16 protein-coding genes and 1 tRNA gene are annotated in these 23,998 nt (G+C 62.4%); 8 read left to right on the top strand and 9 right to left on the bottom strand.

Annotation, left to right across the window (positions count from 1 at the left end):
- The first annotated feature begins 181 nt into the window (after positions 1 to 181).
- The 4 genes from AAFG50_RS01695 to AAFG50_RS01680 are packed head-to-tail and all read left to right on the top strand — an operon-like array spanning position 182 to position 7,444.
- Positions 182 to 1,774, top strand: coding sequence for a class I SAM-dependent DNA methyltransferase (locus tag AAFG50_RS01695; RefSeq protein WP_342714119.1), 1,593 nt, complete (start codon positions 182 to 184; stop codon positions 1,772 to 1,774).
- Complete coding sequence (locus tag AAFG50_RS01690) at positions 1,771 to 3,045, top strand: restriction endonuclease subunit S (RefSeq protein WP_342714118.1); 1,275 nt, start codon at positions 1,771 to 1,773, stop codon at positions 3,043 to 3,045. Before AAFG50_RS01695 ends, AAFG50_RS01690 begins: the two co-directional genes overlap by 4 nt.
- The gene (locus AAFG50_RS01685; RefSeq protein WP_342714117.1) at positions 3,045 to 4,310 is read left to right on the top strand and encodes an FRG domain-containing protein; all 1,266 of its coding nucleotides are present in this window, start codon (positions 3,045 to 3,047) and stop codon (positions 4,308 to 4,310) included. The genes AAFG50_RS01690 and AAFG50_RS01685 overlap by 1 nt, the downstream gene beginning before the upstream one ends.
- The gene (locus tag AAFG50_RS01680; protein WP_342714116.1) at positions 4,307 to 7,444 is read left to right on the top strand and encodes a type I restriction endonuclease subunit R; all 3,138 of its coding nucleotides are present in this window, start codon (positions 4,307 to 4,309) and stop codon (positions 7,442 to 7,444) included. Before AAFG50_RS01685 ends, AAFG50_RS01680 begins: the two co-directional genes overlap by 4 nt.
- A 679-nt stretch (positions 7,445 to 8,123) precedes the next feature.
- Here the strand turns inward: AAFG50_RS01680 and AAFG50_RS01675 are convergent.
- A tRNA-Ser gene (locus tag AAFG50_RS01675) sits at positions 8,124 to 8,213 on the bottom strand.
- Positions 8,214 to 8,409: 196 nt separating this feature from the next.
- Here AAFG50_RS01675 and AAFG50_RS01670 point away from each other — a divergent pair.
- A complete protein-coding gene (locus AAFG50_RS01670; RefSeq protein ID WP_028175322.1) occupies positions 8,410 to 8,751 on the top strand; it encodes a hypothetical protein in 342 nt (113 codons plus the stop codon).
- A gap of 58 nt (positions 8,752 to 8,809) precedes the next feature.
- Here AAFG50_RS01670 and AAFG50_RS01665 read toward each other — a convergent pair whose 3' ends face one another.
- The 3 genes from AAFG50_RS01665 to AAFG50_RS01655 all read right to left on the bottom strand — a co-directional run bounded on the left by AAFG50_RS01665 (position 8,810) and on the right by AAFG50_RS01655 (position 12,815).
- Positions 8,810 to 10,273 carry a trehalose-6-phosphate synthase gene (locus AAFG50_RS01665; RefSeq protein WP_028175323.1) on the bottom strand — a complete coding sequence of 488 codons (1,464 nt, stop codon included), beginning with the start codon at positions 10,271 to 10,273 and terminating at the stop codon, positions 8,810 to 8,812.
- Between the two features lie 232 nt (positions 10,274 to 10,505).
- Positions 10,506 to 11,327 carry a trehalose-phosphatase gene (gene otsB / locus AAFG50_RS01660; protein ID WP_028175324.1) on the bottom strand — a complete coding sequence of 274 codons (822 nt, stop codon included), beginning with the start codon at positions 11,325 to 11,327 and terminating at the stop codon, positions 10,506 to 10,508.
- Positions 11,328 to 11,330: 3 nt separating this feature from the next.
- Positions 11,331 to 12,815: an MFS transporter gene (locus AAFG50_RS01655; protein ID WP_028175325.1), complete on the bottom strand. Its 1,485-nt coding sequence runs from the start codon at positions 12,813 to 12,815 to the stop codon at positions 11,331 to 11,333.
- Between the two features lie 182 nt (positions 12,816 to 12,997).
- Here AAFG50_RS01655 and AAFG50_RS01650 point away from each other — a divergent pair, with 182 nt between their 5' ends.
- Complete coding sequence (locus AAFG50_RS01650) at positions 12,998 to 13,357, top strand: DUF3175 domain-containing protein (RefSeq protein ID WP_074076407.1); 360 nt, start codon at positions 12,998 to 13,000, stop codon at positions 13,355 to 13,357.
- A gap of 196 nt (positions 13,358 to 13,553) precedes the next feature.
- Here AAFG50_RS01650 and AAFG50_RS01645 read toward each other — a convergent pair whose 3' ends face one another.
- Both AAFG50_RS01645 and AAFG50_RS01640 read right to left on the bottom strand, forming a co-directional pair.
- Complete coding sequence (locus tag AAFG50_RS01645; RefSeq protein ID WP_039186345.1) at positions 13,554 to 15,587, bottom strand: HAMP domain-containing methyl-accepting chemotaxis protein; 2,034 nt, start codon at positions 15,585 to 15,587, stop codon at positions 13,554 to 13,556.
- Positions 15,588 to 16,122: 535 nt separating this feature from the next.
- Entirely contained in the window at positions 16,123 to 18,162 is a 2,040-nt protein-coding gene (locus AAFG50_RS01640; RefSeq protein ID WP_271556298.1) for a HAMP domain-containing methyl-accepting chemotaxis protein, read from the bottom strand.
- Positions 18,163 to 18,444: 282 nt separating this feature from the next.
- Here AAFG50_RS01640 and AAFG50_RS01635 point away from each other — a divergent pair, with 282 nt between their 5' ends.
- Both AAFG50_RS01635 and AAFG50_RS01630 read left to right on the top strand, forming a co-directional pair.
- Positions 18,445 to 19,611 (top strand): FIST N-terminal domain-containing protein, encoded by a 1,167-nt coding sequence (locus AAFG50_RS01635; protein WP_028175646.1) that lies wholly within the window; start codon positions 18,445 to 18,447, stop codon positions 19,609 to 19,611.
- 5 nt (positions 19,612 to 19,616) lie between these two features.
- Positions 19,617 to 20,966: a hybrid sensor histidine kinase/response regulator gene (locus AAFG50_RS01630; RefSeq protein WP_039186348.1), complete on the top strand. Its 1,350-nt coding sequence runs from the start codon at positions 19,617 to 19,619 to the stop codon at positions 20,964 to 20,966.
- A gap of 183 nt (positions 20,967 to 21,149) precedes the next feature.
- Here the strand turns inward: AAFG50_RS01630 and AAFG50_RS01625 are convergent, their stop codons facing one another.
- From AAFG50_RS01625 to AAFG50_RS01615, 3 genes are all read right to left on the bottom strand, one after another.
- A complete protein-coding gene (locus AAFG50_RS01625) occupies positions 21,150 to 21,845 on the bottom strand; it encodes a response regulator transcription factor (RefSeq protein WP_049832585.1) in 696 nt (231 codons plus the stop codon).
- Positions 21,846 to 21,969: 124 nt separating this feature from the next.
- Positions 21,970 to 22,653: a response regulator transcription factor gene (locus AAFG50_RS01620; protein WP_011083163.1), complete on the bottom strand. Its 684-nt coding sequence runs from the start codon at positions 22,651 to 22,653 to the stop codon at positions 21,970 to 21,972.
- 138 nt (positions 22,654 to 22,791) lie between these two features.
- Entirely contained in the window at positions 22,792 to 23,964 is a 1,173-nt protein-coding gene (locus AAFG50_RS01615; RefSeq protein ID WP_028175648.1) for a transporter substrate-binding domain-containing protein, read from the bottom strand.
- Positions 23,965 to 23,998: the final 34 nt, after the last annotated feature.

Genomic DNA, 23,998 nt, shown 5'->3' with positions numbered 1-23,998 from the left:
TTTGCGCCATAGCCCTACGATAAGGGATAGCACAACCTTTGGTCGGCGCTGGCTAAGCTAGCTGATCTGCCTTCGGCTCGCCGCCTCACGGCTACGCAACTTTCGACCAGAGAGGTACTGGCCAGTTGCGCACGGGCCGCTCCCTCAGCTATGCGTTGTCAAGCAGGGGGAATACGACTCAATGGCATCGCAAAGTAATAGTGGCAGTGATCTTGGGTTCGAAGCGGAGTTGTTTAAGGCAGCGGACAAGCTTCGCGGAAACCTTGAACCTTCGGAATACAAACACGTCGCGCTTGGCCTAATATTCCTTAAATATATCTCCGAGGCATTCGAGCATCATCGCGCCAAGCTGTTGCAGGAGGAATTCGCCGATCCAGAAGACCCTGAAGAATATCTCGCGTCAAACGTCTTCTGGGTGCCACAGGAAGCGCGGTGGGAGAATTTGCAGGCCAACGCAAAGCGCCCGCAGATCACCTTTATCGATGTTAGCACCGGCAAGGAGCGCGTGGGCGACATCGGCAACCTTATCGACAATGCGATGGATTCCATTGAGCGCGCCAATGCCTCTGTGCTCAAGGACGTGCTGCCCAAGGAGTATGGCCGCCCGCAGCTCGACAAGACCATGTTGGGCGAGCTGATCGACCTGTTTTCCAAGGTCGGGATGCATAGTGCCGACGGCAAGTCGAAGGACTTGCTGGGCCGGGCCTATGAGTATTTCATCAGCCAATTTGCGGGTGCGGAAGGGCGGCGCGGCGGCGAGTTCTTCACGCCCCGTTCGGTCGTCCAGGCCATCGTCGAGATGCTGGAGCCGCACAATGGCCGCGTTTACGATCCGGCTTGCGGATCGGGCGGGATGTTCGTGCAGTCCGAACGGTTCGTCGAGAACCATCAAGGCCGCCGCAGCGACATCGCCATCTATGGGCAGGAGCGCAACCACACCACGTGGAAGCTCTGCAAGATGAACCTGGCCGTTCGCGGCATCGATGCGGACATCAAGTGGAACAACGAAGGCTCGTTCCTCAACGACGCCTTCCCCACGCTGAAGTTTGATTATGCGATGGCGAATCCCCCGTTCAACATTTCGGACTGGTGGCAGCCCCAGCTTGAAGGCGATGTCCGCTGGAAATACGGCACACCGCCCGCAGGCAACGCCAACTTCGCCTGGCTTCAGCATATCATCCACCATCTTGCCCCGCGCGGCACTGCGGGCGTCGTCCTGGCCAACGGATCGATGTCATCCCAGCATTCGGGCGAAGGCGAAATCCGAAAGGCCATGATCGAGGGCGACGTTGTGGATTGCATGGTCGCGCTGCCGGGCCAGCTATTCTATTCCACGCAGATTCCCGCCTGCCTGTGGTTCCTCGCGCGCGACAAGAGCGCGAATGGCCACCGCGACCGGCGCGGTGAAATCTTGTTCATCGATGCTCGCAGCCTCGGTCATATGGTGGACCGGACCCGGCGAGAGTTCTCAGAAAGCGACATCGCCACGATCACCAGTGCTTATCATCTCTGGCGGGCAAAGCCGGAGGCAGGGCTTGGCGAGTATCAGGACATACCCGGCTTTTGTCGCTCTGCGACTTTGGAAGAAATCCGCAAGCATGGGCACGTCCTGACGCCGGGTCGCTATGTCGGCGCGGAAGATACAGAGGACGACGGCGTGCCCTTCACCGAACGCTTTGCCGCTTTGAAAGCGCAACTCTCGCAACTCGTGAACCAAGCTCGGGACAAACAAACCCAGATCGACAATATCTTGGGACTGATTGATCAGGCATGACTACCAGCGTCCCCTTTATGAGCCTGTTGTCCAATATCGTGGACAATCGTGGACGAACGTGCCCAACCGCTGACAGCGGACTGCCTCTGATCGCGACGAACTGCGTAAAGAATTCCACACTCTACCCGGTTTTCGAGAAAATCCGCTATGTGGATCAGCAGACTTACTCGACGTGGTTTCGGGGACACCCACTGCCCGGCGACCTGATCTTTGTCTGCAAAGGCTCGCCCGGCCAAGTTTGCATGGCTCCCGATCCGGTAAATTTTTGCATCGCTCAGGACATGGTGGCAGTCCGTGCGGACCCTAGAAAGGTATATCCCCCTTATCTGTTTGCCGCATTGCGCTCCGATGAGGTGCAGAGCGCCATCGTAAATATGCACGTTGGCACGTTGATTCCTCATTTCAAGAAAGGGGATTTCGACAAGCTGAAAATTCCGTTGCCTGATAAGCCCACGCAACGATTTATCGGAGATATGTATCTGTCGTTGACGGAAAAGATCGAACTCAACCGGCGGATTAATGAGACGCTGGAGGGGATGGCGCAGACTATCTTTCGGGATTGGTTTGTCGATTTTGGCCCTGTCCATAAGAAAGCGGCTGGCGAATCCGATCCCGTAGCTATAATGGGCGACGTTACCGCAAATCCCGACCGCGCCGCCCAACTCGCTGGCCTCTTCCCGGATGCCTTAGGGGATGATGGCTTGCCGGTTGGATGGAGGTTGTCACGGGTCGGCGATTGGATGGACATCTTGGACAGCAAGAGGATTCCATTGTCGAGTCGCCAGAGGGAAGAACGGAAAGGTAGCATTCCCTATCACGGAGCGACGAGCGTGATGGGACATGTTGATACCCACCTATTCGACGAAGTCCTTTTGTTGATTGGGGAAGACGGATCTGTCGTGAGACCGGATGGCAAGCCTTTTACTCAATACGTCTGGGGCAAAATCTGGGTGAATAATCACGCCCATGTTTTGAGAGGTAAGGGTATTACGACCGAACACTTGAAGTGCTTTTTTGAGACTGTCGATATTGCGCCGTTCGTAACAGGAGCGGTTCAACCCAAGTTGAATCAAGCCAACATGAAAGCTGTACCGTTTGTCGCGGCGGTTGACGCCGTAAACAAGGAATTTGGAACGCTTATCGAGCCAATTTTTGCCCGCATCCGGGTTACCGTCGAGGAAACCAATATCCTAGCGGAAACCCGCGACTTTCTACTCCCCCGCCTGATGTCCGGCGCGGTCCGCCTTGCCCAGCATGTTGAGGCGACCTGATGACCGATCCTTATTTTCGCTCGCTGCCCCTTTTCCCCACCTATGCCATCGGCGACGTGAGTATCGACGGGCTGGTCCCGGCCTGCCGTGTGGAAAGCTGGGAGACCTTTATCGAGGCGATGCGCTCGCCCGATCACAACAAGGCTAAAGGAGAGATCGTCTATCGCGGACAAGCCGGGAGCAACTGGCATCTGTCCTCCACGCTAGCCCGTTTGTTCGATGGTGGGGCAGTGCCTGCCGAACATCAGGCTAGTCTGCTAAGTCAGTTCCGCCTCGCCATGCGCGGGCGCGGGCTGGATGTAAGCAATCTGGACGAACAGGAGATCTGGGCCTTCGGCCAGCATCACGGCTTGCGAACCCCACTGATCGACTGGACGAAATCGCCCTACGTCGCGCTGTTCTTCGCCTTCGATGAGCCGGATGTTGAGGGGGTGGTCAACCCCTCCCGCGCGGTTTTCTGCCTGAACATGACCGCTATTCGAGCGGACGAGAGCCTATCCGAAATCATCTTTGAACCCACGCATCACGAAAACGCGCGGCTGGTCAATCAAGCTGGACTGTTTACGATCACGCCCAGCGGTAGGGATAATCTAGTGTCCGCTATCCTGAATGAATTGACCGAAAACCAAGTGATTGACCCCAGCGACCCGATGGACGTTGCTCGGTTCATCGCGAAAATCCACATTCCGAACGACCATCGCATTGAGTGCCTGAACACGCTGCGAAAAATGAACATTCACCATGCCAATCTGTTCCCCGATCCCGGCGGTGCATCGAAATACTGCAACGATTGGCTAACGCGTGTGATCGAGGAAGAGCGACGCGGCGAGCTGGAAGCACAGATACTGGAACTGCGGCGACCGCAGATGCAGGCCGAAGAACAGAAACAACCTGAAGCCATCTCGGCACCACCTGTCCCGCGTGTGGTAGCTAATGGCGAAATTTCAGCAGATGTCATCACCGGACTTTTGCAAGGCACTTTGGGTCATGGGGGAGAATTCTCGGCCGAATTGCTGGCTGGGTGGGCGCCAAAGATCATCAACTTGTATGAGCGCGCAGCCGGAACCGATTGGCCCGAACGGGACGCTGCGCGGGCGAACCTCAAGCTCGAATTCCGAAAGTTCTTGTTGAGTAACAGCGTCAACAAGTCAGTTGCAGAGACATGCGCTCTGCACTTACTGGAATTGTTCGAGGCAAACTGGCGAAAAATTCACAATCGGCCCTACTCATTGCAGGACGCAGAGCCTTCGGGAGAGGCCACTTGAGCATTACCGAAGACATCGTCGAACTGGCTGCGTTGGAAACGTTGCAAGAGCTTGGATGGTCCTACCTCCACGGTTCAGTGATTGCGCCTGATGGAGTTGCGCCAGAGCGCCGATCCTTTGGGGATGTTATCCTGACAAGCAGACTGGAAGCGGCGATCGCTCGGGTCAACCCCGATGCACCGAAAGCTGCGCGCGGGGAAGCCTTGCGTCGCGTGCTGACCGGCGAGCTACCCTCTTTGGTCGAAGAAAACCGACGCATCCACAAGCTGCTGACCGAGGGCGTCGATGTCGAATATCGCGCCGACAGTGGCAAGACTGCCGCCACGAAGATTTGGCTGATTGACCTTGACCGCCCCGACGCGAACGACTGGCTGGCGATAAACCAGTTCGTCGTCGTGCAGAACCGCACCAGTCGCCGTCCGGACATCGTGTTGTTCGTCAACGGCATGCCGCTGGCCGTGCTGGAATTGAAGAACGCCGCCGCGCAGAATGCGACGATTGCCGACGCCTACAATCAGTTGCAGACGTACCTGCATCAGATCCCTGCCTTGTTCAGCACCAACGCCATTCTGGTGACATCGGACAGCATGGAAGCGCGCATCGGCTCCATCACCGCCAGTGCTGAACGCTTCATGCCCTGGCGGACGGTGGACGGCGAAGATTTCGCCCACCGGGGCACACCCGAGTTGGAAACCCTGCTGCGCGGCTTGTTCACCCGTGAGAACCTGCTGGCCCTAATCCGCGATTTCATCGTATTTGGTGACAAGGGCGAAGGGCCGTTCAAGATCATCGCCGGCTATCATCAGTTCCACGGCGCGCAGAAGGCAGTGCGACAGGCCGTGGAAGCGTCGCGGCCCAACGGCGACCGCAAGATCGGCGTGATCTGGCATACGCAGGGTTCAGGCAAGAGCCTGTTAATGGCGTTCTTCGCCGGGCTGGCGGTGAAATCGCAAGCGCTGGAAAACCCGACGCTCATCGTGCTGACCGACCGAAATGATCTGGACGATCAGCTCTTCGGCACTTTCGGGCTGTGCCGCGACCTGATCCGCCAGAAGCCGGAGCAGGCGGACAGCCGCGCCGACCTCAAGCGGCTGCTCGACAAGGCAGCGGGCGGCGTGCTGTTCACCACTGTCCAGAAGTTTTCGCCGGAGAAGGGCGAAGAAAGCTTCCCGCTGCTGTCCGACCGGCGCAACATCATCGTGATCGCGGATGAAGCGCACCGTAGCCAATATGGTTTCGAGGCACGGCTCGACCAGAGAACGGGCCTGAGGCACTATGGCTATGCCCACTATATCCGACAGGCTATGCCGAACGCATCGTTCATCGGCTTTACCGGCACCCCGATTGAAGCAGCAGACATCAACACGCCCGCGATCTTCGGCGAGTATATCGACATCTACGATATAAGCCGCGCGGTGGAAGACGGCGCGACCGTGCCGATTTTCTATGAAAGCCGCCTGGCCCGGATCGAACTGAGCGACGATGAAAAGCCGCTGATCGACAGCGAGATCGAGGCGCTGGTCGACGATGAATCGCTGACCGAGGCGGAGAAGCTCAAGGCGAAATGGTCAGCCGTCGAAGCCTTGGTGGGTTCCGAAAAGCGGTTGTTGCAGGTGGCAAAGGATATGGTCGCGCACCTTGAGGCGCGCATCGAGGCGATGAACGGCAAGGCAATGGCCGTCTGCATGAGCCGCCGAATCTGTGTCACCCTCTATGACCGCATCATCGCCTTGCGACCGGACTGGCACTCGACCGACGATGCCAATGGCGCAGTCAAGATCGTGATGACCGGCTCGGCGTCAGACCCGCTCGAATGGCAGCAACATATTGGATCAAAGAAGCGCCGCGACGACCTGGCAAAGCGTGCGCGCAATCCCGATGATCCGCTTCGCTTGGTCATCGTCTGCGATATGTGGCTGACCGGTTTTGACGCGCCATGCATGAACACGATGTACATCGACAAGCCGATGCGCGGACACGGACTTATGCAAGCAATTGCCCGTGTGAACCGTGTTTTCAAGGACAAGCCCGGCGGGCTGGTGGTCGATTACATCGGCGTCGCGCAGAACCTTCGCCACGCGCTTAGCCAATACACCGATTCCGACCGCGACAAGACCGGCATTGACGAATCCGCCGCCGTTGCCGCGATGATGGAACGGTACGAGGTCATCCGCGACCTGTTCCATGGCTTTAATTATCGCCCCGGCATCAGCGGCCAACCACGCGAACGCCTGATCTGCCTTGGCGGAGCTATCGATTGGGTTCTGAAATGGCAGGAGGCTCAAGCCGCGCTTCAGAAGACCGACGAGGAAAAGAAGCGGGCGCACCGCCGCTTTATGGACATGGTGCTGGAACTTTCAAAAGCCTACGCTCTTGCTTCTGCGAGCGACGAGGCTCGTGTCATTCGCGATGAGGTCGGCTTCTTCCAGGCAATCCGGGGAGCGCTGGCCAAGACCACGGCGACCGGAAAGATCAGTGAAAAGGGCCGGGCTTTCGCCGTTCAGCAGCTCGTTGATCGTGCCGTTGCATCGTCCGAGATCATCGATATCCTGAAAGTGGCAGGCATCCAGTCCCCAGACATTTCCATCTTATCCGACGAATTCCTCATGGAAGTCGGCAGGATGGAGAAGAAGAACCTAGCGCTGGAAGCGTTGAAGAAGCTGCTCAATGGCGAAATCGTTAGCCGCTCAAAGACCAATCTGGTTGAAAGCAAGGCGTTTTCCAACAGGCTGGAGGAAGCGGTCGCCCGCTACCATGCGGGGGCCATTTCCGCCGCCGAGATGATTCAGGATCTGATCGAACTCGCCAAGGACATGAAAGCCTCTCGCGCGCGTGGCGAGGAGATGGGCCTCAGCCAGGAAGAAGTAGCCTTCTACATGGCGCTCGCGGAAAACGAGAGCGCGGTGGAAGCCATGGGCAACGAGAAACTGCGTGTCATCGCGCATGAGTTGCTGGAGCAGTTGCGCAGCAACGTCACCGTCGATTGGCATCAGCGCGAAGGCGCTCGCGCCCGTATGCGTGTCTTGGTGAAACGCATACTCAAAAAATATGGTTATCCGCCAGACCTTTCGGACGAGGCAGTACAGACCGTTCTCGCTCAAGCGGAGATTCTACTGAGAGACATCTCGAACTGAGTATCCCTCACTCGCGTTCCGCAACGAACGCTTCTTTCCCCCTTCCTGCCACAGTTGCCGCGCCCGTTCGCCGTCCTCGCTGTCAAGCTTGACGGCCATCCGTAAGCCCTCCGCCAGCACCCATGAAGGCGATGAGGACTAACTCGCTCAGCGTCGGAGTTATCTCGTAGGTGACGCAGCGGGACTTTTTGGCCGTCGCGGATTGGCTATCAGGAGGATATTGCGCGCCGGACCGCAGCTAGTTGAACATCTGGATTAGCCGAGACAACGGCGATAACGCCCGCGGGTTGTACGGGGGTCGTGACAACAGCCGAACGAAAAGCTGAGCGATTTCAAGAACGACCGGCGGCCGGAGTCAGATTTTCCGCCGAAAAGGGTGCTTGTGAAGCAAGGGAGGCCGCAGAAATCGCTGGCCGGTGCTTATGAATAGAATTTCCCAAGCATCAGTTGGTTGAGCGAGAGAGATCCAAACCGCGGCGCGATCAATTCACTGATTTTCTGAGAAAATGCCGTACTAGACCAATTTCGCGGGTTCAAAGTTTCGGAGAAAATTCGGTTCTCCAGGGGTTCATCAAGGCCCTCCGACAAAGATTGCGAGTTCTCCGCCCGCAGAAAAGCGGGAAAACGGCAGGGTTTTTGGGGTCTCTCCAGCTTTCGGTACGAGACGCTTTTGTTGGGGTGGCGGAGAGAGTGGGATTCGAACCCACGGTACGGTTTCCCGCACACACGCTTTCCAAGCGTGCGCCTTAAGCCACTCGGCCATCTCTCCGGAGCGCCCTCTCTTGAAGGGGCGCCGGCGATTTTGCAAGAGACCGCGAGAAAATCGGGTGAATTTTCCGTAAGATGTTGTATTTAAACGACAATATCTGGCGCCGGCGGCTGTTTTGGAACCGCCTGATGGCTGAACCCAGGACGGGTTTGGCGCGACGATTCATTTGAGAATGCCAAACACGACCGGGGGCGCCATGACCATCCGCAAGACCATCGCCGCACTGGGCCTGATTTCGGCCCTTGGCTCCGCCTTTGCCGGGCCGGCCCTGGCTCAGGTCTGCGCCCGCCAAGGGGTTGACGTCAGCTGCGACGACGGGCGGCGCGGGGTGCTTTCGGGCGATGCCATTATCTGGCCGGACGGGACGCGCTCGAGTTCGTCGCCGCATCCGAGCGTGATCATCGGCAACAAGAGCTCGGTGCATGTCGGGCCCGGCGTGTTCGTCGGCCAGGGCAAGGGCATGGTGCCGCTGGACGATCCCAACGCGCCGAACAAGCGGCAATGCGCGATTCTGGATGGCGTGTCGTATTGCTATTGACGATCTCTTCCTTCCCCCCTCGTGGGAGGGGGGAAGATCAGAGCGAGCTTCACGGAAGCTAAATCAACCGCACGCCCGAGATCGCCGACTTCAACCAGCGCAGCGCTTGCGGGGGCTGGGCTGCGAGCGGGGCGACGGCGGCCTTCTCGATCCGGCACTTTTCGAGCTCGGCGACGAAATCGGCGGACCATTGCTGGATGGTATGGCCGCGCAGCTTCTTCATCATCGCGTCCCAGCGCATCTTGCGCTCGGTGAGCGGCATCGCGGCGGCGATCGCGATCGCGCGTGCCATGGCGTCGATGTCGTGCGGATTGACCAGCAGCGCCGTGTCGAGCTCATTCGCCGCGCCGGCGAATTTCGACAGCACCAGCACGCCGGGGTCGGCCGGGTTCTGCGCGGCGACATACTCCTTTGCGACGAGGTTCATGCCGTCATGCAGCGGCGTCACCACACCGATCTGCGCGGTGCGATAGAGCCCCGCGAGCACGGCCTGGCTGAAGCCCTTGTTGAGATAGCGGATCGGCGTCCAGTCCACCTCGCCGTGGCGGCCGTTGACGTCGGTGACGAGACGCGCGACCTCGTTCTGAAGATTGCCATAGGCCTCGATGGCACCGCGCGAAGGATTGGCGATCTGGAGCAGCGAGATGCTGCGCAAGAATTGCGGCTGCTCGGTCCAGAGCCGGTCGAACGCGCTGATGCGGTTGACGAGGCCCTTGGAATAGTCGAGCCGGTCGACACCGATCGCCAGACGCTCGCCGTTGAGGCTGCGGCGCAGCCGCGACACATCCGGATGCGAGGCGGACTTGGCGGCATACTGCGCGAACTTCTCCGCATCGATGCCGATGGGGAAGACTTCACAGCGGGTGCGGCCGTGCTGCGACAGCACAACACCATCATCGATGACGAGACCGAGCTCGCCGGCGACATAACCAAGGAAATTCTGGCGATCCTCCTCGGTCTGGAAGCCAATGAGATCGTAGGCGAGCATCGCCGTGATCAGTTCGCGATGATTGGGCACGCCCTGCGTCACCGCGGCCACCGGCCACGGCGTGTGCAGGAAGAAGCCGATCGGATCGTCGACGCCGAGATCGCGCAGCTCCGCACCGAGTGCGAGGAAATGATAGTCCTGCACCCAGAATGCGGTCCGGGGCTTGCGGAAGCGCATCAAGGCGCGCGCCATGAAGGCGTTGACCTCGCGATAGCTGACATAGTCTTCGCGCGAAACGCGGATCAGATCGCTGCGCGAATGCAGCGCCGGCCACAACGCCGAATTGGCAAAACCTTCGTAATAGCCGCCGTAATGCGCCGCCGGCAGATCCAGCGTCGCAATCGCGCCCGAACCCAGCGCCTCGATCTCGGCAAACGGCTCCTTCTGATGGCCGTCACGCACGCGGCCGGAAGACCCCACCCAGATGGCACCCGAATGTTCCACAACGGGAAGCAATGCCGCAGCCAAGCCGCCCGTCATGGGCTCGTTGGGTTTGCCGCGCGCAACACGATTCGAAACGACGACTAAGTTCACAGGTCGTCCCCTCCTGTTCATTCCACCCCGTTTAACTGGCGTTCATCAATATGGTTCCTGTCATCATTTCCACGAAATGAAACCAAAGTCAGGCGCGCACGTTGGAACTGGTTTCGCTTGCGGAACCTACTGCAAAGACAGTCATTTTGGTACTATTGCACGGCATGCATCGCTGTACGCTAGGGCGCTGCGCCGACGGCCTTTATGTCTGCAGCGTGGCGCTGCCTTTGTTTCACCTCGGATCGAGCAGGCGCGCGAGGAACGCGCGCACATCGCTCGGCGCATCGAAGTGACCATTCACACCCATGGCACGGCGGCCCACCGAAAAAGCGAGCCCGTTCATGTCAGGCATGATCGCGAACACAGTCTCGTCGGTGACGTCGTCGCCGATGAACAGTGGACGCCGTCCCCTGAACGGTTCGTGCTTCATCAACTCGTGCACGCCGGTCGCCTTGGTGAAGCCGGAATGCTTGATCTCGCAGACGAACTTTCCGGGCAGCACCTCGATCGGCGCATTGGGCAGATCGGCGCGGATCAGCGAGACAGCCTCGAAGATCGCCTTCTCCGCATGCGGTGCGAGGCGATAGTGCAGCGCGAGCGAATAGCCCTTGTCCTCGAGCAGAATGCCCGGACTGAGCTTTGCGATCGCAGCGAGCCGCCGCTTCAACTCCTTGTCCAGCGGCGGCGCGTGCACATCATCCGCTTCATTGTCCACCGACAGCCGCATCTCCGCACCGTGGCCGGCGACGGCGCGATAGACGTCGGGCGCGAAGATCAGGTCGATGTCGTTGAGCGAGCGGCCGCTGACCAGCGCCAGCGCCCCGGAGGTGCGTTCCACCAACCGCTTGAGCGTCTCCGACAGGCCCGGCGGCACCCACACTTCGCGCGGCGTCGGCATCAGGTCGAGCAGCGTGCCGTCGATGTCGAGCAGGATCGCGGTCTCGTCGAGATGCGGCACGAGCGCATGCGGCACCGGCACCGTTTCCGGCACATCGTCGTCAACGGGCATGCTGCGCTTCTGGTCCACTGCCATTTCCGCAAGTTCCGATTTCATAGTCTACTCCATAAAGGCCAGCGGCCGCGCTATTTGTTCGAGCGATTTGCGTTCCGCGGAGACGGCGTAGCGCCACGCCACGATCGCGGCCGCGATCATGAGGAATGCCCCCAGCAAATAGCCGGCGAACACGCTTGTGCGTGATCCCGTGTCGATCAGCGCGCCGAACAGCGCCGGGCCGATGACGCCGCCAATACCGGTGCCGACCGCGTAAAACACCGCGATCGCCAGCGCGCGGACTTCCAAAGGAAACGTCTCGCTGACCGTGAGATAGGCCGCGCTCGCGGCGGGCGAGGCAAAGAAGAAGATCACCATCCAGGCGATGGTCTGTCCTTGCGCACTGAGCGCCCCGATCGAGAACAGATAGCCCGACAGCGCCAGCAGCAGGCCCGACGCGCCATAGGTGAACATGATCATCGCGCGCCGTCCGAGCGTGTCGAACAGGCGGCCGAGCAGCAGCGGGCCGAGGAAATTGCCGGCGGCGAAGGGAAGCAGATACCATCCGACATGATCGGCGCTGATGCCGTAGAAATCGGTCAGCACCAGCGCGAAGGTGAAGAAGATGGCGTTGTAGAAGAAAGCCTGCGCGCCCATCAGGACGAGGCCGACCAGCGCGCGCTGGCGATAGACCGTGAACAGCGTGTGCATGACCTCGCGAATCGGCGTGTGATCGCGCATCTTCAGCCGGATCCTGGTGAAGCGTCGGTCGCTCGCATCCTGGTCGTGTCCGATCACCGAACGCTCGATCTCGTCGACGATGGCGTGGGCCTGATCGGGCCGCCCGTGGATCATCAGCCAGCGCGGACTTTCCGGGATCCACATCCGCATCAACAGCACGACGAGGCCGATGCTCGCGCCGATGAGATAAGCGAGGCGCCAGCCGAGATCGGGGCCGATCAAGGCGGGATCCAGCAGAACGATGGCCGCCACCGCGCCCATGGCCGCGCCGATCCAGAAGCTGCCGTTGATGACGAGATCGGTCCAGCCGCGATAGCGCGCCGGCACCAGCTCCTGGATGGTCGAATTGATCGCGGTATATTCGCCGCCGATGCCGGCGCCGGTGAGAAAACGAAACAGCGCGTAGCTCGCGATATCCCACGACAGTGCGGTCGCAGCGGTCGCGGAGAGATAAAGCGCGAGCGTGATGAAGAACAGTTTCTTGCGGCCGATGCGGTCGGTCAGCCAACCGAAACCGAGCGCGCCGAGCACCGCGCCGGCGAGATAGGCTGAATTGGCAATGCCGAGATCGAGATTGGAGAATTGCAACGAGGGACTTTGCTTCAGCGCGCCGGAAAGCGCACCGGCGAGTGTCACCTCGAGCCCGTCGAGGATCCAGGTGATGCCGAGCGCCAGCACGACCCGGGTGTGAAAGCCGCTCCACGGCAGCGCGTCGAGACGTGAGGGAATACTGGTCTCGATGATGCGATCGGTCGCGACCGCCGAGACAGCAGGTCCATAATTCAGCGCTTGGCTTTGCTGCAATTCCATCGCGTTGCTGGGTCTGACCAATGGAAGCGACCCCGGTTCACATGATGTGGCCAGGGGCGAACCGATCATCGGGGTGCGGCATTCCGCCTGCCACCTGCGACAACGTCTGCGGCAAGCGCCGGTTCCAGCAGGAACGGCCTCCAACGCCGTCCGTTTCCGAAGGAGCCGCAGGGAGTTGACGCATGGCTCACGTCAGAAAGACGACACATTCTCGCAAAACAGCTGCGCGCAGCAGGAAGACCAGCGTGCGCAAGAGCGCGAAACGCGCGACGCCGAAGCGCTGGTCGCAACGTGTGACCAAGGAGAGCGACGCGCTCGATCTCAAGCGCGGCGTATTCACGCTCACGAGTCCGAAGAAGATCGCAGCCTCGCTGAAGCGCTCGGCCGAGCACAGTTCGCGCCGCAAGACCGGCGCCTATCGTTCGGCGCTGTCGATGCTGACGTTCTATATCAACCGTGCCGGCAAGACGCTGCCGAAAACACAGCGGGCGCGGCTGGAGCAGGCGAAGGTGGAATTGAAGCGGGCGTTTGGAAGGGCGTGAGGCTTAGACGGCACAGCGAAAAATCAGCCGTCGTCCTGGACAAGCGAGCGGAGCGAGCGCTGATCCAGGACCCATTATCACAGGACGTGGTTTGGCGAAGACTTGCGGCTGGCTGCTCGCGCAACGACTGCTCCCTGGGATAATGGGTCCTGGCTTTCGCCAGGACGACAGCGGAGAGAGTGGAGAAGTCCGAGCCTTACGCCGCCCGGATATTCCCCATGAAGCGGTCGAGCTCGGCGCGGAGGCGGGTGCTTTCGGATGACAGGGTCTTGGCCGAATTCAGCACCTCTTCCGAAGCCGAGCCGGTCTCGGCGGCGCCGCGATTGACCTCGCCGATGTCGGTGGCTGCGGTCTGGGTGCCCTGGGCGACCGTCTGGACACTGCGCGCGATCTCCTGCGTCGCGGCGCCCTGCTGCTCGACCGCGCTCGCGATCGACGTCGAGATCGACGAGATCTGGCCGATGGTGGCGCCGATCTCCTTGATCGCGGCAACCGACTCGGCTGTGGCGCCCTGCATGCCCGTGATGTGGGAGGAAATCTCGTCGGTTGCTTTCGCCGTCTGGCTGGCCAGCGACTTCACTTCGCTCGCGACCACCGCAAAGCCGCGGCCGGCTTCACCGGCGCGCGCCGCCTCGATGGTCGCATTGAGCGCCAGCAGGTTGGTCTGCTCGGCGATCGCGGTGATGAGCTTGACCACTTCGCCGATCTGCTGGGCGGCATGCGAGAGCTTGCCGATGCGGCCGTCGGTCTCCTTGGCCTGCACCACCGCAGCTTCCGCAATGCGGCTGGAATCGCGCACCTGGCGGCCGATCTCCTCGACCGAGGCCGAGAGCTCTTCCGTCGCGGTGGCGACCGACTGCATGTTGCTGGAGGCCTGCTCCGAGACGCCGGCGACCTGGCTCGACAGGCTCTGCGTGGTCTCGGCGGTACGGGTCAGCGTGGACGCGGCCGATTCGAGCTGCACGGCCGAGGCCGAGACGTTGGAGACGATGGCGCCGACGGCGTTCTCGAAATCGTCGGCAAAGCGGATCAGTTCGGAGCGGCGGCTTGCGGCCTGCTCCCGGCTCTGGGCTTCGCTGGCGGCGGCATCGCGCTCGGCCTTGGCGACGGCCTGAACCTTGAACTCCTCGACCGCGCCGGCCATCTCGCCGATCTCGTCCTTGCGGCCGAGGCCCGGCAGCACGACGTCGAAATTGCCCGAGGCGAGTTCGCGCATCGCCTTGCACATCGCGATCATCGGACGCGAGATGCCGTTGCCGAGCATCAGGGCGAGCACGGCGCCGATGGCCAGGCCGCCCAGCGCCAGCATCAGCATCAGCCGTTCGGTCTCTCCGATCGTTGCATTGGCGCTGGCCTCGATGCGCTGCTGATCGGCGGTCAGGTCCGATCGCAGCTCACTCGAAAGCTTGAGGATGGACGCGGCCGTCTTGGTCATCTCGCCGTTCGACTTGACGATGACCTTCACGTTCTCGGTCAGCTTGGCAAAGGAGGTGCGGTACTGCTTCAGCAGGTTGCTGATCTCGGTGACGCGGTCGGTGATCTTCTGGTCGTTGGCATAGATCGAGACCAGCAGGGTCTCCAGGAACTTGATGCGGGCGATCACGCCGTCGGCGGTCTTCGGTTCGGGCTTGGCGACGAAGGCGCCGACAGAGGTGGAGACCGCAAGATATTGCGAGGTGACGTCCTTGGCCGTGGTCTGGACCGAGGCGAGCCCGGCGAGCGCCGCGGTATCGGCAAGGTCGTCGAACTTGAAGCGAATCTTGTTGCCGACGCTGTTGAGCTCATCGGCCGCGATCTTGTTGTTCTCGCGCGTCAGGGTGATGATCTCACCGAATACCTTCGTAAAGCGCTGGAACTCCGCCTCGAGCTTGCCGACCTGCTCGCGGCGCGCGGCGCCGGTCGTGGCGGACGTCGATTTGGCGATCGCCGCCTTCAGATTCTCTTCGGCCGCCTTGGCCGCGGTCTCGTCGTCTGTCGCGCCGGTCAGCGTATAGGCCCGCGCCAGCCCCTGGTAGGCGATCAGCTCGCGGTCGACGGTTCGCGCGAGATCCGCTTCCGCCACGCTGGTCCGGTAGGAGGCCACGGCGGCCTGGATCCGCTCGAAGCCGAAATAGGCGAAAGCCATGCTGACCGCGAGGATGGCCAGCACCGCCACGAAGCCGAGGATGATTTTTGCGCGAAAACGCAAGGTTGGCAGTTTCGATGTGTTCGGCTTGGATTTGACGGACATTCCCCCACCCCATTCCATTCGCGGAAAACCAGGCGCAGCCCGGAAGCAGCCCGCTTCCCGACTCGTGTGCACGGTAATTGGCAAAGGATAAGCGGCGGTAAATTTGCGGCGTCGCAACTTGCGGTTCGGTGACGCGGGCAAATGTTAAGGCGCGCTTTCTCGCGCCGCTACAAATTGAAGGCCGGCGCCAATCTCCGCTGTCGTCCCGGACGAGCGCAGCGAAGATCCGGGACCCAGCCACAGGGAGTGGTTTGGCGAAGACTCGGAGTTACCAGCTCGCGCCGCAACTTCTCCCTGGGAGTATGGGTCCCGGCTCGGCGCGCGCTTGGGGCGCGCTGGTCCGGGACGACAGCGGAGAGGGAGGCGGCAGCGAAAACCTCAGTCGTCGTCCTGGACAAGCGAGCGGAGCGAGCGCTGATCCAGACCCATTACCACAGGGCGTGGTTTGGCGAAGACTTGTGGTTGCCGGTCTTCGCCCAACTGGCTCCCGGGATAATGGGTCCTGGCTTTCGCCAGGACGACAGCGGAGAGAGCGCTATGCCGCCCGGATGTTCCCCATGAACCGGTCGAGCTCGGCGCGAAGACGCGTGCTTTCGGATGACAGCGTCTTGGCCGAATTCAACACCTCCTCCGAAGCCGAGCCGGTTTCGGCGGCGCCGCGATTGACCTCGCCGATGTCGGTGGCGGCGGCGTGGGTGCCCTGGGCGACCGTCTGGACGCTGCGCGCGATCTCCTGCGTCGCGGCGCCCTGCTGCTCCACCGCGCTCGCGATCGACGTCGAGATCGACGATATCTGGCCGATGGTGGCGCCGATCTCCTTGATCGCGGCGACCGACTCGGCGGTGGCGCCCTGCATGCCCGTGATGTGGGAGGAAATCTCGTCGGTGGCCTTCGCCGTCTGGCTGGCCAGCGACTTCACTTCGCTGGCAACCACCGCAAAGCCGCGGCCGGCTTCACCGGCGCGCGCCGCCTCGATGGTGGCATTGAGCGCCAGCAGGTTGGTCTGCTCGGCGATTGCCGTGATGAGCTTGACCACTTCGCCGATCTGCTGGGCGGCGTGCGAGAGCTTGCCGATGCGACCATCGGTCTCCTTGGCCTGCACCACGGCGGCCTCGGCAATGCGGCTGGAATCGCGCACCTGGCGACCGATCTCCTCGACCGAGGCCGAGAGCTCTTCCGTCGCGGTGGCGACCGACTGCATGTTGCTGGAGGCCTGCTCGGAGACGCCGGCGACCTGGCTCGACAGGCTCTGCGTGGTCTCGGCGGTACGGGTCAGCGTGGACGCGGCCGATTCGAGCTGCACGGCCGAGGCCGAGACGTTGGAGACGATGGCGCCGACGGCGCTCTCGAAATCGTCGGCAAAGCGGATCAGCTCGGAGCGGCGGCTTGCGGCCTGCTCCCGGCTCTGGGCTTCGCTGGCGGCGGCATCGCGCTCGGCCTTGGCGACGGCCTGAACCTTGAACTCCTCGACCGCGCCGGCCATCTCGCCGATCTCGTCCTTGCGGCCGAGGCCCGGCAGCACGACGTCGAAATTGCCCGAGGCGAGTTCGCGCATCGCCTTGCACATCGCGATCATCGGACGCGAGATGCCGGTGCCGAGCAGGAAGGCGAGGACCGCGCCGAGCAGCGTGCCGCCAACGGCGAGCATGAGGACCAGTTGCTCGGTCTGCCCGATGGTCGCTTCCGATTCCGTATCCAGCCGCTGCTGCTCGGCGACGAGGTCCGCCTTCATGGCGGTCGCGCCTTGCAGGATCGCACCGGCCGAGCCGCTCATCTCGGTCACGAGCTCATCGACCATCTTGGCGTTGGCGATCAGCTTCTCCAGCGCGTCGCGATAGGCCGCGAGCAGCACCTTCGCATCCTTCAAGCCGGCGACGATCTTGTCGTCCATGGAATAGACCGCGCCCAGCGAGTTCTCGACGAACTTCAGTCGCGCCAGCGCGCTTGTCGCCACCGCCTGATCGGAGTTGAGGATGAAATTGCTCGCGGCCGAACTCGCAGTCTGGAACTGGGCATTGACCTGCTTGGTGCCGAACTCGATCGCCTGCGCTTCTGCGTCGGAGGCGTTGTTGCCGATATCGTCGAGCTTGTACTTCAGGAGGTTGGCATTGCGCTGGAGCTGGTTCTGGACCAGCAGCGCGCTGTCGCGCTTGGCCTGCAGGATCTTTGCAAACGTCGCGGAGAAGTTGGAGAACTCCTTGGCGAGCTTGTTGAGACTCTCCTGCCGCGCCGGCCGCTTGGCGCCCTTGATCGCCTGGTCGATGGCGTTCTTCAGGCTGGCCTCGGCTTCCAGCGCCGCCTTGGCGTCATCTTCCTTGCCGGTGACGACGAAGTAGCGGGCGGACGAACGATAGGCGAGCAGCTCGCGGTCGATGTTGCGGGCGAGGTCGGCCTCCGAAACGCTGGTGCGGTAGGACCCGACCCCGGAGGAGACCCGCTCGAAGCCGAAATAGGCGAAAGCCATGCTGCCGGCGGAGATCACCAGCACTGCGGCAAAGCCCAGGATGATTTTGGCGCGGAACCTGAGGGTCGGAAATATGGTGCGCTTAGACGGCGACGCGATACGCCCGGACATTCCCACCCCCAACCTATGTTCTTGCAACAATCACGCGGCCCGGAAGCAGCCCTTTCCGAACGCGTGCGGAAAATTAAGGCAGAAACGTCAAGGGGTGGTAAATCCGTCCGGCCTGCACCCCGGGTGGAGAGCGTTTCCGCTCCCTCGGGCGCGTCCAGCCTTGCCGGGCCGAGCGGCGCCGTGTTGCGGCTAACCGGAAAACGCCTTATTCTTTGAACACTTGTCGGGCACTTATCAGGCACTTGGCGTCAGACCAGGCTGGTCCTCGAGGGGAGAAACGGAGTGGGGCAAACCGATTTTCGGTTTGGCGGTGCGTCTGGCGTTGCCGTTGCCAAATCGAAGGCTGCGAGCGTCGAGGAAGCCGTGGCCGAGCTCGCCGCCCAGCTCCCATCCGACGAGCTGGCGCTGATCCTGGTCTTCCTCTCGCCCAGCTACGACCCTCATCACTTCATCGCCGAGATCACCCGGCAATTCGACGAGACTCAGGTCTGCGGTTGCACGACCGCGGGCGAGCTCGCCCCTGACGGCTGGGACGAGAACAGCGTCGTGGCGCTGGCGTTCAGCCGTGCCGACTTCTCGGCCGCGGTGCGGCCCATTCTCAACCTCGACAGCTTCCGCGTCGAGGACGGCCGCAGGATCGGCGGCGAGCTCCGGCACGAGCTGTTGCGGATCACCCCGCAAGTCGATCGCGGCAATCCCTTCGGCCTGGTGTTGATCGACGGCCTGTGCCGCCGCGAGGAGGCGGTGATGTCCGCGATCTATGCCTCGCTCGACGACATCCCGGTCGTCGGCGGGTCCGCAGGCGACGGGATGCGCTTCGAGAAGACCTGGGTGTTCTGCGACGGCAAGGCACACACCAACGCCGCCCTCCTGATCCTGTTGAACACCTCGCTGCCGTTCCGGGCTTTCAAGTGCGACAATTTCGAGCCGAGCCCGCAGAAGATGGTGGTCACCGAAGCCGACATCGAAAATCGAACGGTCAGGGAGCTGAACGCGGAGCCCGCGGCCGAGGAATATTCGCGCATGGTCGGGATCCTGGACGCCAAGCTCGATCCATTTTCCTTCGCGTCCCACCCCGTGCTGGTGCGCGTCGGCGGCGCCTATTACGCGCGGTCGATCCAGCGCGTCGAGCCGGACGGATCCTTACATTTCTTCTGCGCCATCGACGAGGGCATGGTGCTGACGGCGGCGACGTCGCGCAGCCTGGTCGGCTCGACCCGCGACACCTTCGCCGAGATCCGGGACCAGATCGGAGACGTCTCGCTCTATATCGGCTTCGAGTGCCTGCTTCGCCGGCTCGACGCCGAGCAGCATCAGCTCGCCCGCGACATGTCCGACCTGTACCGGCAGAACCGTGTCGTCGGCTTTCATACCTATGGCGAGCAGTTCGGCTCCATGCATGTGAACCAGACCTTCACCGGCGTTGCGATCGGAAGGCGCCCGTCGTGACGGACATGTTGCAGGGCCCCGATGCGGTCGACCAGCTGCGGCGCGAGGCGGCGAAGCTGAAGAAGATCAATGCCGCGCTGATGTCGCGCGTCGAACGCTCGATGGACCAGCAGCTCAACGCCTTTTCATTGTTCGAAACCGCCATTGCGCTCGACCACAAGGTTCGCGACCGGACTCACCAGCTGCGCGAGGCGCTGCATTCGGTCGAGCGCGCCAATGAAGGGCTCTACCGCGCCAAGCAGCAGGCCGAAGCCGCAAGCTCGCTGAAATCATCGGTGCTGATCTCGGTCACCCACGACCTGTTGCAGCCGCTGAACGCGGCGCGCCTGACGCTGTCGGCGCTGACCGAGATGATGGAATCGCAGGAGGCGGGCCTGCTGATCGACCAGGCCGACCGCTCGCTGCTGATGCTGGAGGATTTGCTGCGGTCGCTGCTGGAGATCGCAAAGCTCGACGCCGGCGCGCTCAAGCCCGACGTGCGCGCGATTGCGCTGGCGCCCCTGTTCGAACAGCTCCGCAACGAATTCGAGCCGGTCGCGGCGCGGCAGGGTCTTTCCCTGCGCATCCGCACCTCGCCGCGCGCGGTCAGGTCGGATGCGATGATGCTGCGGCGGATCCTGCAGAACCTGCTTGCCAATGCCATCCGCTATACCCGCAGCGGCGGCGTCGTCATGGGATGCCGGCTGAGAGGCGACCACATCTGCATCCAGGTCTCCGACACCGGGCCTGGAATTGCACAGGCGCAGCAGCAGGCAATCTTCCGCGAATTCCAGCGCGGCGAGGCGACCGCGACCGACCAGGCCGGCTTCGGGCTCGGCCTCTCCATCGTCCGCCGTTTCGCAACCGTGCTCGGGCACGAGGTGCGGCTGTCGTCGCAGGTCGGCCGGGGATCGACCTTCACCCTGGAGCTGGAGCCCGCCGACCTCGCCGAGGTCAGCGACGAGGTGCACGAGGTCAAGCTCGCCGAGCGGCGCTATAGCGGGCTCGAAGGCGCCAAGATCCTGCTGATCGAGAACGACCCGAACGGCTCGGAGGCGATGGCCGCGCTGCTGGAAGGATGGGGCTGCGACGTCGCGACCACGCGCTCGGCCGCGGATGCGCTGCTGCGCCTCAGCGAGCTCGGCGGCGCACCCGATGCCGTGATCGCCGACCTCCATCTCGATCACGGCGAGAGCGGCTTGTCGGCCATCGCCGACGTCCGCCAGCATCTGAAGCTCGACACGCCGGCCATGATCATCACGGCCGACTACTCCGAAAAGGCCGCGAAGGACGCGAGCCGCCACGGCCTCGAAGTGCTGAAGAAGCCGATCAAGCCCGCCGAGATGCGGGCGCTGCTGTCGTTCCTGCTGAGCTAGCCCGCGCGGATGGCCTTCGCCCCCCGCCTGCGGGGCAAGCGCGCATGGCTCCCAACAAAAATGGCGAAAACAACCCCATGCACAGTAGCGGTAATATCTTACATCCATTCAAGGCAATGATTTACAATCGAAATCAGAAACAGAGCGCTCTCAATCTGGAGGGCAAACCAGGCGCGGATCGCCTCACTGCTGGTCCGGCCGTGGTCGCTCGCGCTCGGCCGCGGTGCCCCCGCCTGCCAGCGTCGCGAAATCGATCCTGGACATTTCGACGATGGCCTTGGTGCGGCTGATCACGTTGAGCTTGCGCAGGATGTCGGAGACGTGGACCTTCACCGTGGTCTCCGAGATCTTCAGCTCAAAGGCGATCTGCTTGTTTTGCAGCCCGCGCTTGAGCATTTCGAGCACGCGCAATTGCTGCGGCGTCAGCTCGTGCAGGCGCTTCAGGAGATCCTGCGCGGGGCCGGCCGCGCGCTGCGGGCGGACCTGCCCGCGATACGCGGCGGGAACACAGACCGCGCCGCGCAGCACCTCGCCGATCGATTGCGCCAGATCCTGCTTGGACGACGATTTGAGGATGTAGCCGGACACGCCGAGCGACAATGCGCCGGAGATGATCTGCCGATCCTGATATCCGGATACGATGACGACGGGAATTTTGGGGAACGCCTTGCGGATGCGGATGATGCCCGAAAGACCCGTGGTGCCCGGCATCGACAGATCGAGCAGGATCAGGTCGAGCTCGGTGGTCGCCGCGACCTGCTCCAGCGCGCCGTCGATCGAGGTCGCCTGAAGAATATCGGCCGCGGGCGCCACCATCCGGAGCGCGCCCTCGAGCGCCTCGCGAAACAGCGGATGGTCCTCGACGATCAGAAATCGCATCACGTATGAGCCATTCTGAAGACCTTGCCCAAGATGCCGCCGGGGCCGACGTTGAATTGCACATGCTGAGAATGGCTCAGCAGGGCCGCGCCGGCTTGATCCAGGTCAAGGACGACAGCGCGCGTCATTGCGGCCTGCCGCGATCGACCCGTGCATGAGGCCGGCTGCGCGGATCGGGCAGCTCCATCTTGCCGATCTCGATGATCGCCTTGTTGCGGCTGAACAGGCCGAGCTTGCGCAGGATCTCGGTGATATGCGCCTTCACCGTGGATTCGGCGAGCTGAAGCTCCTGGGCGATCTGCCGGTTCGGATAGCCGCGACGCAGGAGGTCGAGCACGCGAAGCTGCTGCGGCGTGAGCTCGCGCAGCTTGACCTCGAGCGCCTTGCTGGCATCGGCCCGCCGCCGCGGCGTCGCCACGAAATCCTTCGGCACCGACACCGATCCGCTCAGCACACCCTCGATCGATTGCGCCAGCTCACGCTTCGACGTCGACTTGGGCAGATAGCCGGCGGCGCCCAGCGCCAACGCCTCGCGGACGACGTGCTGATCCTCCTCGCTCGACACGATAGCGACGGGCAGGCGCGGATAGGCCTCGCGCAAGCGCAGGAAGCCGGAGAAGCCGGTCGCATCCGGCAGCGAGAGGTCGAGCAGCGCGAGGTCGATGCCCTCCCCGGCCGACAGGATATGCAGGGCATCCCCGATCGACATCGCTTCGAAGATCCGCGCCTCCGGCAAGGCCAGCCGCACCGCATTGCCGAGCGCCTCGCGAAACAGCGGATGATCGTCGATGATCAGGAAGCTGGTCATGGGGCCTTCCCAACACTGCACCGCACCCGCATCGACCGCAGCAGCGGAAGCGGCACATCCATGCGATAGCCGTCCGGCGCCGGGATGATGCCGGACGGACGCTACCACATCCTCCCGATCGCGTTCGGTCAAGATCGTTCAGTCGTTCGATTCGGACTGGACCGTCAGCAGGAAGGAAAAGATGTGGTCGAACTGCTCGTCGGTGAAGACCTCTTTCCAGGCCGGCATGCCCTTGGTCGGCCGTCCCTCATGCACGGTCGTCCAGAACTTCTCGCGCATCTCGTCGCCGTAGCGGTGACGCAGCAGCCGCAGGTCGATCTTCCGCTCGCTCTGGATCGCGTCGGGGCCGTGGCAGTGCGCACAGGTTCCGTTGAAGATCTCCTTGCCCGAGCCGACGGCCTCGGCGGCCGGCGCGGCCGCGTCCCCCTTGGTCTCGGTCGCCACCACATTGGCGGTCTGCGTCACGCCGGGTCCGGTCCCGGTCGTCGTTCCCGCCGGCATCGCCCGGGTCGCACCGAAGCGCGCCGGCTGGCCGGTCGGCAGGCCATATTTCACCGCGAGCGCGCCGATCGTGCCCTGAAGCTGCGGCAGGACGGCATCGACGCGATCACGCAGCTCGGTGGACGTCTTCGCAAAGCCGATCGCCGCATCCCATGACAGGCCTTCGCCCTCGGTGAGCTGGATCTGATAGCGATCGCCGTAACTGGTCTTGTTCAGCCAGCCGGCGACCGGGCCCCAGATGAAGGCGACGTCGGCCTTGCCCTGATCGAGCGCCTGCATGCCTTGCTCGGGCGACAGCACCGTCACCTTCTGGATATCGTCGCGGCTCGCGAGCAGGTTCTGCGGCGTGCTGGCGAACTGCACGGCAACGCGCTTGCCCTTGAGGCCGTCGATGCCATCGAGCGCCTGCCCCTTGGCGGCCACGAGGGCATAGCCCTGCTTCGCGAACGCGTTGGAGAAGATCACGGCCGGTCCCATGAAATCCTCGGACCGCGGCAGCCCGATCATGGCGTCGCATTGCTTGCCGAGCAGGGTGACGCGCACGGTGCGCTTGCCGAAATAGGATTTGTACCAGTCATAGGCGATCGGCCGGCCGAGCGCCTGCGCCAGGGCCTGCCCGATCTCGACATAGAAGCCCGGTTGCGACGGACTATCGCTCGAGAATGGAAGATTGGTCGGATCGGCGCAGAGGCGGAGCGGCTGCGCCTCGTCTGCGCGCAGCGAGACCGGAACGATCAGCGCGGCACATGTGAGCAGGCCTGCGATGGCGCGATTTCGGCTCGCACCGATGCCAGAATGATTCGGACGCATCCTCGTCTCCCATAGCTTTGTTGAGCCGGAGCTC

Source organism: Bradyrhizobium sp. B039, assembly GCF_038965675.1.
GTDB lineage: Bacteria > Pseudomonadota > Alphaproteobacteria > Rhizobiales > Xanthobacteraceae > Bradyrhizobium > Bradyrhizobium diazoefficiens.
The sequence above is the reverse complement of the archived record's forward strand: the minus strand, read 5'-3'. Positions and strand labels throughout refer to the sequence as shown.

What these genes read in the sequence shown, in the direction of transcription:
- AAFG50_RS01695 (WP_342714119.1), top strand. Translation starts at nt 182, where the DNA reads ATGGCATCGCAAAGTAATAGTGGCAGTGATCTTGGGTTCGAAGCGGAG.
- AAFG50_RS01690 (WP_342714118.1), top strand. Translation starts at nt 1,771, where the DNA reads ATGACTACCAGCGTCCCCTTTATGAGCCTGTTGTCCAATATCGTGGAC.
- AAFG50_RS01685 (WP_342714117.1), top strand. Translation starts at nt 3,045, where the DNA reads ATGACCGATCCTTATTTTCGCTCGCTGCCCCTTTTCCCCACCTATGCC.
- AAFG50_RS01670 (WP_028175322.1), top strand. Translation starts at nt 8,410, where the DNA reads ATGACCATCCGCAAGACCATCGCCGCACTGGGCCTGATTTCGGCCCTT.
- otsB (WP_028175324.1), bottom strand. Translation starts at nt 11,327, where the DNA reads ATGAAATCGGAACTTGCGGAAATGGCAGTGGACCAGAAGCGCAGCATG.
- AAFG50_RS01655 (WP_028175325.1), bottom strand. Translation starts at nt 12,815, where the DNA reads ATGGAATTGCAGCAAAGCCAAGCGCTGAATTATGGACCTGCTGTCTCG.
- AAFG50_RS01650 (WP_074076407.1), top strand. Translation starts at nt 12,998, where the DNA reads ATGGCTCACGTCAGAAAGACGACACATTCTCGCAAAACAGCTGCGCGC.
- AAFG50_RS01645 (WP_039186345.1), bottom strand. Translation starts at nt 15,587, where the DNA reads ATGTCCGTCAAATCCAAGCCGAACACATCGAAACTGCCAACCTTGCGT.
- AAFG50_RS01640 (WP_271556298.1), bottom strand. Translation starts at nt 18,162, where the DNA reads ATGTCCGGGCGTATCGCGTCGCCGTCTAAGCGCACCATATTTCCGACC.
- AAFG50_RS01630 (WP_039186348.1), top strand. Translation starts at nt 19,617, where the DNA reads ATGTTGCAGGGCCCCGATGCGGTCGACCAGCTGCGGCGCGAGGCGGCG.
- AAFG50_RS01625 (WP_049832585.1), bottom strand. Translation starts at nt 21,845, where the DNA reads ATGCGATTTCTGATCGTCGAGGACCATCCGCTGTTTCGCGAGGCGCTC.
- AAFG50_RS01620 (WP_011083163.1), bottom strand. Translation starts at nt 22,653, where the DNA reads ATGACCAGCTTCCTGATCATCGACGATCATCCGCTGTTTCGCGAGGCG.
- AAFG50_RS01615 (WP_028175648.1), bottom strand. Translation starts at nt 23,964, where the DNA reads ATGCGTCCGAATCATTCTGGCATCGGTGCGAGCCGAAATCGCGCCATC.